At 40.2% G+C, this 4,923-nt stretch carries 2 protein-coding genes; both read left to right on the forward strand.

The genetic code is table 11. From position 1 onward, the window contains the following. Positions 1-1,825 (forward strand): SspB-related isopeptide-forming adhesin (locus tag HMPREF2637_RS11645; protein ID WP_256316162.1); only part of this gene is annotated, 1,825 nt, incomplete at its 5' end. Between the two features lie 415 nt (positions 1,826-2,240). After that, a partial coding sequence (locus tag HMPREF2637_RS11650) for a Rib/alpha-like domain-containing protein (RefSeq protein WP_070840192.1) occupies positions 2,241-4,923 on the forward strand: 2,683 nt, incomplete at its 3' end.

A 4,923-nucleotide genomic window follows, 5' to 3' on the forward strand; every position in this document is an offset into this window, starting at 1 on the left:
AACAGGAGAAGATGTGACAGCTAAGTTCGATATCACTCTTGTTGATGGTGTAATCACTGCAACATCTAAAGCTGACCTTACTAAGTCACTTGGCGATGCAGAAAATACACAAGTTATCGACACAACTAAGTTCGCCTTCGGACGTTACTACAAGTTTGAAATCCCAGCAGAAATTAAACAATCTGCTAAGGGCGGTGTTGACATCGAAAATACAGCCTCACAAATCGTTCACCAATACGATCCACAAAGTAAGACTGTTAAGAAACCTGAAAAACCAACAGAAAAACGTGTCGTAAACATCCCAGTTGAAGTTGAATTTAACTTCACTAAGAAACTTGAAGGCCGTGAACTTAAGGCGGATGAATTCAGCTTCGTTCTTAAAGATAAAGATGGAAACATCCTTCAAACAGTTAAGAACGACGCTGCAGGTAACGTTAAATTTGCTGCTCTTGAATTCAAGAAAGGCCAAGAAGGTACTCACAACTACACTGTAGAAGAAGTTAAGGGTACTGATGGAACTGTTTCTTACGATTCAATGAAAGCTCTTGTTACTGTTGAAGTCTCACACGATGGTAAAGCGAAAGCACTTATCACTAAAGTGAACGACCCAGCAGATAAAGAATTCAACAATACTGTTCGTCCACCAGAAAAACCTAAGTTCCAACCAGAGAAATACGTTGTTTCTAAAGAGAAATTCGATATCACTGGTATGAAACTTGTTGACGATGATGCTGAGTTGAAAGATAAAGTAGGCGATACTAACAAGGATCCTTACGCTGACAGCACAGCTAACAACGAAGCTGAAAATATCAATACTAAGACACTCAAGAAAGGTGATAAGTTTGTCTACCAAGTATGGCTCGACACAACTAACTTCACTGACGCTCACAATATCCAATCTGTAGGTGTTACAGATAAATATGACAGCGAAAACTTGAACATCAATGTTGCTGATATTAAAGCATACGACTCTGTAACAGGAGAAGATGTGACAGCTAAGTTCGATATCCAAATCGTTGACGGTGTGATTACTGCAACATCTAAAGCTGACCTTACTAAGTCACTTGGCGATGCAGAAAACACACAAGTGATCGATACTGCCAAATTGGCATTCGGACGCTACTACAAGTTCGATATTCCTGCAACTATCAAAGGCACTGCTAAAGATGGTGTAGACATCGAAAATACTGCGTCACAAATCGTTCACCAATACGACCCAACTAAGAAATCTGTTGAAAAACCAGAAAAACCAACAGAAAAACGTGTAGTCAATATCCCAACTAAGGTTGAGTTTGAATTCACTAAGAAACTTGAAGGTCGTGAACTTAAAGCTGGTGAGTTTAGCTTCGTACTTAAAGACAGCAAGGGTAATGTGATCGAAACTGTAAGCAATGATGCTAACGGTAAGATCAAGTTCTCAGCTCTTGAGTACAAACGTGGTGAAGAAGGTACTCACGTCTACACAGTAGAAGAAGTACAAGGTAACGATGCAACTGTTACCTACGATAAGATGGTTGCTACAGTCGTTGTTTCAGTAACTAAAGACGGTAAAGTCTTGACAGTAACTTCTCAATTGCCAGAAGATACTGAGTTCAACAATATTGTGACACCACCGACTCCTCCAACACCACCAACACCACCAACACCACCGACTCCTCCAACTCCAGTGGTTCCACCAGTGACACCACCAACTACACCAGAAGCTCCTAAAGGACCAGCACTCCCTGAAACAGGTGATGATGCGTCTATGGCAGCTATGGCTCTCGGAGGAATCCTTGCGGCAGCTGGACTTGGTTTGGCAGGAAAACGCAAAAAAGAAGACTAAGATAGTTCATAGGTTAAATCCCTCAACATAGTTAGTTAGACTATTTCAGTTTTCGAAAAAGAGACTCATCCCATAAGGGGTGAGTCTCTTTTGTGTCTAAAAATAATCTGACAAATATATTTTTCTGATTATTAAATTAGTTATAGGGATAAGTATGAATAAACTTATAGAATTATTTTAAAATCAGGGGATAACTTATAAAAAGTATTTATAATGGGTTATAAAAAATTGTAATAGCTAAACTTAAGTGAGCAGATGTTTATATTATAAAAGATTATAAAAAAAGAAAATAATAAAATTATGGGATTTTGTATTGAAAATTTACATTTTTTTGATAACATAATGGAATGGGGATTAGAATAAATTTTTAGGAAGGGCAATTGGATAGTTAGAATTCCAATTGTTTTGGAGAACTATGGGTAAAGATTTATTCAATGAGAAGAAAAGTCGCTTTTCTCTCCGCAAATTAAATATCGGGGTTTGTTCGGTATTGCTAGGAACACTTATTATGATTGGTGGGACTGCACAAGCAGATGAAAATACTGAAACAACAGCTGCAACGATTACACCAGTAGCAGAAGCGGGTGAAACGACGGCGTCTTTAGTCGAGACTAGAACAGTCGCAGAGACAACGCCTGCAGCGACAAATCCTGTTGCAAGTGCAACAGCTGCAACAAGTGCTGAAACACCAGCTACTGTCGCAACGCCTGCGACGTCAACAGCGCCTGCAACAACTACGGAGAGCGCTACATCACATGCTGCAGCAACATCAGAAGCACCAGCAAGCACATCAGCAGCTCCAACTTCTGAAACTGCACAAGCATCGACTTCAGAGGCTACTCAAGCAAGTAATTCTTCTGAAGCTGAAAAACCACGCGTTCGTTCACGTCGTGCGGTTCCTGCTGCAGCATCTACATCTGCAACAGAAGCATCTACTAAGAATGTATCAACTTCAATTGAAGCTGGTGAGGAATATGTTACGATTCGTACAGATGCAGCTTCAACTGTTAAGGTAACGGTAGATGGTCAAGAAGTCTCAATTAACGGGGCAGATGGTGTTTATACCTTCAAACGTCCATCAGCAGGTGGTACTGTCGTAGCAACAGCTACAGATGCGTCTGGTAAAAATGCTACGAAACAGTTAATTGTCTCACCAAGTACTGTAAATGGTGTCATTAAACCTAGTGATTCATCACTTACAATTACTAATAAATTTGACACTACTGGTATCACAACTGATAAGGAATCTCCTTACGTTGTTAAGAATGCTGGTGTTGAGTTTAATAAAGTCAATGACGATGGTACCATCTCTCTTACTGGGACATCATGGACGCGTCTTGCGGGTGGATGGGCTAAGGATAAAGCTTTCCCTCTTGGAGCTCATATGATTTTGAACTTCCAAAATCCAACCTTCTATGAAAATATTGAAAAAATCACAATCAAACCAACGGCATCAGGAAGTGCACAAAGCTTTACACCTCATGAAGATGGTTCAGTTTGGTCAGTTCCAATTGCCAACAACACTGTAGCTTCTGGTGGTATTGGGGCAGCTTATGACCACCCAATTACTATTACCTTGAAAAATGGCAAGACCTTAAACGATCTTGGACTTGCAAACACACCATTGTCATTCTCATCTGCATGGATTACAGGTAAGGACTACGGTAGAGTAATTCCTAATAAATTGGTTCGTGAAAGTATTGACAACTCATGGTTTATTGCCTCAGATAACGCTAAAAAAACTGCGTCTGATAATGGTTTGACCAATGCCTTTACAGGAACTCCTGGTAAGGGTGTGAATACACAACCAACTCTAAAAGTACTTCCACGTTTTACAAGCGATGGTAAGGCAGATTCAATTGAATTGGTTTATACCATGAAAGTATCTGCGGCTATGGGTGTTGTGAACTTAGGTTCAAATACCTTCCAATCTGTGCCTTATATTGAACAAGAATTGCCTAAGAGTCTCTTGCCATATCTTGATTTGAATGAAACTTATATTTACAAATCTGATGCGGATGGCTCTGCTGTAAGTGGTGTTCAAAAAACTAAGGTTGTCATGGATGCATCAGGGAAACTTGATACACGTAAGACAGATGCCATTAGTATTGCGACAAAATCTAACCCATCACAAAGTGACGTTGATAAGGTTCGTAATTATATCGACAAAAATATCTTAGGTACAGCCTCAGGGCAACTTGGTTCATATACAATTTCTTACAAGATTAAAGACACAGTTGATTCAGTTGAATTGGCTAAGAAATTGAATGCTGAAATCAAGAAAAATAACGGCATGCTTCTCTTTGAGCAATGGATGGAACGTGGTGTTAAACCAAACTTGAATGCTATCCAACGTAGCTGGAAAGGTAATACCGAAGGGGTTCATCAAGGGTCATATGCAAATGCCTTCCTTGATACTAACCTATTGATTGTTAATGCACCTAAGAATCAAACTTATGATGTGACTTACAGTAAATCAGTAGTCACTGCTGGAGACACAACTCAGCCACAAATTCCGCTTATCCGTGATGTCGAAGGTAAGGAAGTATCTGTGCCTTCTGGTACAACTTTCAAAGCTGGTACACTTCCAGCTGGAATTGACTCTGTTTCTGTTGATGACAGTACAGGGGCTATCACAAGTAAGACTTCTGCCAATGCGACTCCTGGCTTGGTAAATGTGCCAATGCTTGTGACATATCCTGATGGAACAACTGAAACAGTCAATGTCCCAATTGAAATCAAGGCTAAACAAACAGATGCTGATAAGTATGAACCGACTGCTAAAGATCAAACAGTTAACATCGGCGAAACACCAGATGCTAAAGGTTCAATTGGCAACGTTTCAGATCTACCAAATGGCACAACATTTGAGTACAAGACACCAGTTGATACCACAACAGCTGGCGAAAAAGACGCTACTGTTGTAGTGACATACCCAGATGGTTCTAAGGACGAAGTTCCAGTTAAGGTAACAGTCGTTGATCCACGTACGGATGCGGATAAGAATACACCGACTGCTAAAGATCAAACTGTTAACATCGGCGAAACACCAGATGCTAAAGGCTCAATTGGCAACGTTTCAGATCTACCAAATGGCA

Origin of the sequence: Streptococcus sp. HMSC065H07, assembly GCF_001837325.1 — a bacterium.
GTDB lineage: Bacteria > Bacillota > Bacilli > Lactobacillales > Streptococcaceae > Streptococcus > Streptococcus salivarius_H.